Source organism: Streptomyces coryli, from assembly GCF_011044975.1.
Lineage (GTDB): Bacteria > Actinomycetota > Actinomycetes > Streptomycetales > Streptomycetaceae > Streptomyces > Streptomyces coryli.
Genome location: NZ_JAAKZV010000376.1, coordinates 1 through 5,475, shown reverse-complemented (window position 1 = coordinate 5,475; position 5,475 = coordinate 1). Strand labels below are relative to the sequence as shown.

The 5,475-nt window shown below is 72.9% G+C and carries 4 protein-coding genes; 2 read left to right on the top strand and 2 right to left on the bottom strand.

What is annotated here, in order from left to right:
- On the top strand, positions 1–1,577 hold a 1,577-nt coding region (locus G5C51_RS39575; protein ID WP_165245379.1), incomplete at its 5' end, for a P-loop NTPase fold protein.
- Here the strand turns inward: G5C51_RS39575 and G5C51_RS39570 are convergent.
- Both G5C51_RS39570 and G5C51_RS39565 read right to left on the bottom strand, forming a co-directional pair.
- The gene (locus G5C51_RS39570) at positions 1,516–3,072 is read right to left on the bottom strand and encodes an N-acyl-D-amino-acid deacylase family protein (protein WP_165245377.1); all 1,557 of its coding nucleotides are present in this window, start codon (positions 3,070–3,072) and stop codon (positions 1,516–1,518) included. The genes G5C51_RS39575 and G5C51_RS39570 overlap by 62 nt on opposite strands.
- Entirely contained in the window at positions 3,073–4,344 is a 1,272-nt protein-coding gene (locus G5C51_RS39565) for an alanine racemase (RefSeq protein WP_165245375.1), read from the bottom strand.
- A 130-nt stretch (positions 4,345–4,474) separates the two neighbouring features.
- Between G5C51_RS39565 and G5C51_RS39560 the strand changes: the two genes are divergently transcribed.
- Positions 4,475–5,475: sugar kinase (locus tag G5C51_RS39560; protein WP_420824910.1), on the top strand; the 1,001-nt coding region annotated here is incomplete at its 3' end.

Here is a 5,475-nt window from a genome sequence, read left to right as displayed (position 1 = left end):
CGTCCACGGGCACGGACACCCTGGAAGGGCTGATCAAGTCCGTGCTGGCGGAGTTCGACACCCGGCCGCTGGCGCGCGTGCTGCACGGGATCGAGGAGCGCCGGCCGCTGCTGATGGCGGCGTGGATCCCGGCCCGGCTCGCGGTGCGCCTGGCGACCGCGTACTTCGGCCTGCCCGGGCTGGTCGACCTGCTGTGGCGGACCGTGGGATCCGACCCGCGAGCCCGCAACGACATGCGCGAGACGCTCGTCAAGGCGGTGGACGAATGGCGGGCGGAGCAGCCCCGGCTGCAGCGGACGCTGGTCGTCTTCATCGACGACCTCGACCGCTGCCCGGGCGAGACCGTACTAGCGGTGTGCGAGGCGCTGAAGGTCTACCTCGATATTCCGGGGCTGGCGTTCGTGATCGGCTGCGACCGCGCCGAACTGCGGTTGCGCGACGGCGATGGCCCGCTGCACGGTACCGGCTTCCTGGAGAAGATCTTCCAGACCAGCTTCCGGCTCCCGCACGCGGACCCGGACCGGGTACGGGAATACGCGCGCGGATGCGCCGGCGACGCGGGCATCGCCCATCTGCTCGACGATGAGCTCACCGAGCTGCTGGTACGCCGCGCCGGCCGCAATCCGCGACGCATCAAGCTCCTGGTCAACGGGTTCGTACTGGAGATAACCCTGAACCCGGTGTGGCGGCTGCAGCCGGCGGCGGTCGTCTTCCGGCTGCTCCTGCTCCAGTACTTCTACGCCGACTTCTACCGGCTGCTGACCCGCCCGCGGGAAGCGGACGACGACGACGGCGTCGTCGCGGAGTTCGACGCGTACCGCCGGGCGCGGCAGCTGCTCCCGCGGATGCCGAACGACTGGAGCGGCGAGCTGATCACCGAGGCCGCGCGGATCCTGGAGCCGTACGAGATCGAACTGGACCGCGCGGACACCGGCCGCACGCTGGAGCGCCTGGAGCAGCAACTCCCGGTGGGCTTCCGGGAACTGGTCGCCGACCAGGGGTTCGTATCGCTGCTCGACGACCTGAAGGCCGTCGATGACGCGGATGAGCTGTTCCGGATGCTGCGCTCCGAGCCGGCGGTGCGCGGCGAGGTGGAGGCGGAGAGCATCGCCTCTGCCCACGCCTCCGCGTTCGACGCCTCCGTCTCCGTCGCTGTCTCCGCCGGTGAGTGGGACGGCATGCGCATCCTGTGGGTGGACGACCATCCGGAGAACAACACCCGCGAACTCGACCGCCTGCGGGCCGCCGGGGCCTCGGTGGCGACCGCAAGCACCAGCAGCGAGGCCGGGGCGTACCTCGGGGCCGGCGGCCTCCACCTGCTGATATCGGATGTGCAGCGCGGCAGCAGCCGGATGGCGGGGCCCGATGACCTCGCGATGTGGCGCGAGGAGGGGTCGTACAAGGGCCCGGCCGTCTTCTACACCATGCGGGTCTCGCCCGCCCTGAAGGAGCGGGCCCGTGAGCTCGGCGCGCTCGTGGCCAGCACCCCCTCCGAGCTCTTCCGCGCCATTGGTCTCATCGACGACGTCGTACGGACCGCCCCGGAGTCGCGTCCGTCCGCCGCCCGTCGCGCATGACGAACTCGCCATCGACGAGCACATGCGGGATGCCGAGCGGCGCCGTCCGCGGCGCGTCGAAGCCGGCCCCCGCCGCCACCGTCTCCGGGTCGAAGAGCACCAGGTCGGCCCGGTAGCCCTCGCGCACGAGGCCGCGGTCCGGCAGCCTCAGCCTGGCCGCCGGGCGGCCGGTGAGGTGGTGGATGCAGTCCTCCAGGCCGAGCACGCCCAACTCCCGCACGTACCGCCCGAGATACTGCGGGAAGGTCCCGTAAGCCCGCGGATGCGGCTTGTCGCCCTGGAGGATGCCGTCGCTGCCGCCGGTGTGGACGCGGTGGCGCATGATCGCGCGGACGTTCTCCTCGTGGCCGACGTGCTGCAGGATCGTGGAGCCGAGGCGGTCCTCGAGCATGATGCGGCGGGCGGTCGGCCAGTCGGGGACGCGGGTGCCGACGAAGGCGGCCAGGGCCGGGTTGCCGACGCCGGAGATCTCCAGGTCGGTCCAGGTCATCGGGACGCCGTGGGAGCCGTCCGCGCCCTCGACCTCCATCACGTGCCGGATCCGCTCGGCGGTGTCCGCGTCCTTGAGGCGCGCCAGCGTCGCCTCGGGACCGCCCTCGGTCGCCCAGCTGGGCAGCATCGCGGCGAGGGTGGTGCAGCCGGGGAGATAGGGATACGTGTCGAGGGTGACGTCCGCCCCGTCATCGAGCGCCTTGTCGAGGAGGGTGAGGAGCTCGGGGGCGCGGCCCTTGTTGACGGAGAAGTTCATGGTGGCGTGCGCGAGGTGCAGCGCGCAGCCGGCCTCCGCGGTGAGGGCGACCATCTCCTCGTACGCTGCCAGCGCCCCCGCTCCGTACGAGCGGTGGTGCGGGCAGTAGTAGCCGCCGTAGCGCGCCACCACCCGGCACAGCTCGGTGAGTTCCGCGGTGGGGGCGTACATGCCGGGGGTGTAGGTGAGCCCGGAGGACAGGCCGACCGCGCCCTCCTCCATGCCCTGCGCCACCAGGTCTTTCATCCGCGCGAGCTCCGCCTCCGAAGCGGGCCGGTCCTCCCAGCCGAGCGCGAGCATGCGGACGGTGCCCTGGGGGATGAGGTAGGCGGCGTTGACGGCGAGGCCCTGGCGGTCGAGGCGGTCGAGGTATTCGCCGACCGTGCGCCAGCCGAAGTCGATGTCCGAGCCGTCGCCGTTCCAGCCCGCGATCTGCTGCCGGACCTCGGCGAGCGTGCGGTCGTCCACCGGCGCGTACGACAGGCCGTCCTGGCCGAGGACTTCGAGGGTGACGCCCTGGGCGGTCTTCGCGAGATGCTCCGGGTCGCGGAGCAGGGCGAGGTCGCTGTGGGCGTGCATGTCGATGAAGCCGGGGGAGAGGACGAGGCCGTCGGCGTCGAGGACGCGGCCGCCGGAGAGGCCTTCGCCGATCTCAGTGATGCGGCCGTCCCGGATCGCCACATCCGCGTGGTACGCGGCGGCGCCGGTGCCGTCGACGATCCGGGCGCCGCGTATGAGGAGATCCATTTAGAAGTACGTCCTCACGAGCTCCGTCACTGTGCCGTCGGCCTCGGTCACCGGGATCAGCTGCCACTTGTCGAAGATCGTGCAGGGGTGGGAGAGGCCGAGGGCCACCCACTCGCCGACCTCGAGCTCGACGCCCTCCTCGATGTCCACCCAGGCGTGCTGGTCGGACAGCTTCCGCACCGAGAGCCCCTCGGCCGCCCGCTCCTTGCCGTCCGCGTCCCGCACCGTCATCGGCACCGGCATGTCGAGGTCGTAAGCGGCGTCCCGCTTCCCGGCGTTGAGGAACGCCTGCCCCGGCTCGGGACGCGAGACGACCTGCGCCCACAGCCGGAAGGCCGGCTCCAGCGAGCCCTCCTCGGGGACCCGTACGAACGGGGTGATGTGGGCGTAGTGCACATCGTCGTGCGAGACATACGCGCCCGAGCGCAGCAGCTTCAGCACCGGCCGGGACAGCTGCGGCACCTCGGCGAAGACCTCGGCCACCGCGTCGAACCAGGCGCTGCCGCCCGCGCTCAGCACGATCTCGTCGAGGCCGTCGGGGAACCGCCCCGCCTTGTCGAAGCCGGCCGCCAGTGAGACGAGCCGCCGCAGATACGCCCGTACGGACTCGCCGTCGCCGCCCGGCACTTCGCCCTCGTAACCGGCGATGCCCACCAGCCGCAGCCGGTCCGCGCCGGCCACGGCGTCGGCGATGGCGGCGCAGTCCGCGTCGGTACGGGCCCCGGTCCTGGCGCCGAAGCCGCCGCCGAGCTCGACGACGACATCGACGGGGCGGCGGGCGCCGGCCTCGGTCAGGGCGGACTGCATGAGCTCGACGCCGCGTACCGAGTCGGCGTAGCAGATGAGGCGGAAGTCCGGGTCCGCGTCCTGCTCGGCGGCCACCCAGCGCAGGGCCGCCGGGTCCACCTGCTCGTTGGCGAGGAAGATCCGCTGGATGCCGTGGGCGCGCGCCACCCGTACCTGGTGCGGGACGGCGAGGGTGATGCCCCAGGCGCCGTGGGCGAGTTGGCGCTCGAAGAGCTGCGGGGCCATGGAGGTCTTGCCGTGCGGGGCGAAGGCGAGGCCGTGGGCGGCGGCGAAGCGGCCGAGGGCGGTGAGGTTGTGCTCCAGGGCGGGGGCGGAGAGCGTCAGCACGGGGGTGGTGAAGCCGCCGGTGAAGAGCGACCGGCGCTCGGCGGCGAGCTCGGCCGCCGTCAGGCCGTCCGCGTCCGGCGGCAGGCCCTTGAAGCGGTAGTCGAGCCGGTCGTCCACTCGCCCTGCTACGGCTGTCATGCGCCCTCCATCTGCTGCGTTGCAGAATGTGCAACACCCATTGCGTGTATCGCTCCCCGCTGTCTAACATCCCGGCGAACAGCGGGTCAATGGTGCCCGGGACGGCCGGAGCGAGGGAGTGCGAGTGCGCGTGGACGCCGACACAGCCTGCGATGTCGTCTGCCTGGGCGAGTCCATGGTCGCCTTCCGGCCGACGCGCCCTGGGCCGCTCGCGGACGTGCCGTCCTTCGACCGCGGCATCGGCGGCGCCGAGTCCAATGTCGCCTGCGCGATGGCGGCCGCGGGCCGCCGGGTGCGGTGGGTGAGCCGGGTGGGGGCGGACGGCTTCGGAGATCATCTGGTCGCGGGGATCGCCGCCGCGGGGGTGGATGTGTCGGCGGTGACGCGGGATGCGGGGCGGCCGACCGGGGTGTACTTCCGGACGGCGGGGGAGCGGTCGGCGCAGGGCGCCGGGGGGAGCGGCGGCAGCGGCGTGACCGGGACCGGCCACGAGGTGGCGTACTACCGCGCCGGGTCCGCCGCGTCGGCGATGGCGCCGGGGACGGTCGACACGGCCGCCCTCGACGCGGCCCGGGTGCTGCACCTGACCGGCATCACTGCCGCGCTCTCGCCGGGCTGTCTTGCTCTGCTACGGGCTCTCACCGAGCCGCGGGCGGGGCGGCCGCTGGTCTCCTTCGACGTCAACTACCGGGCCGGGCTGTGGGAATCGGCCGCCGACGAGGTGCTGCTGGGCCTCGCCCGACGCGCCGACATCGTCTTCGTGGGCGACGACGAGGCGATGGCGCTCTGGGGCGCCGCCGACCCCGCCGCGGTACGGGCGCTCCTGCCGGAGCCGGGCGTGCTGGTGGTGAAGCAGGGGGCCGCCGGCGCCGCTGCGTTCGCTGATCGGCCTGAACGGCCTCGTCCTCAAACGCCGGACGGGCTGGAGTTGCCGTCGCTCGCCGAGCAGAGCCCCCTTGAGCGCACCGCCCACGTCCCCGCCCCCACCGTCGACGTAGTCGCCGCCGTCGGTGCCGGTGACGCCTTCGCCGCCGGCTTCCTCGACGCCACCCTCCGCGAGCTCCCGCTTGCCACCCGCCTGCGCCACGGCCACCTCTGGGCCGCCGCCACCCTCACCGACCCCGGCGACCT

Excerpts from the sequence above, each read along its gene's own strand:
- G5C51_RS39570 (WP_165245377.1), bottom strand. The coding sequence starts at position 3,072 with ATGGATCTCCTCATACGCGGCGCCCGGATCGTCGACGGCACCGGCGCC.
- G5C51_RS39565 (WP_165245375.1), bottom strand. The coding sequence starts at position 4,344 with ATGACAGCCGTAGCAGGGCGAGTGGACGACCGGCTCGACTACCGCTTC.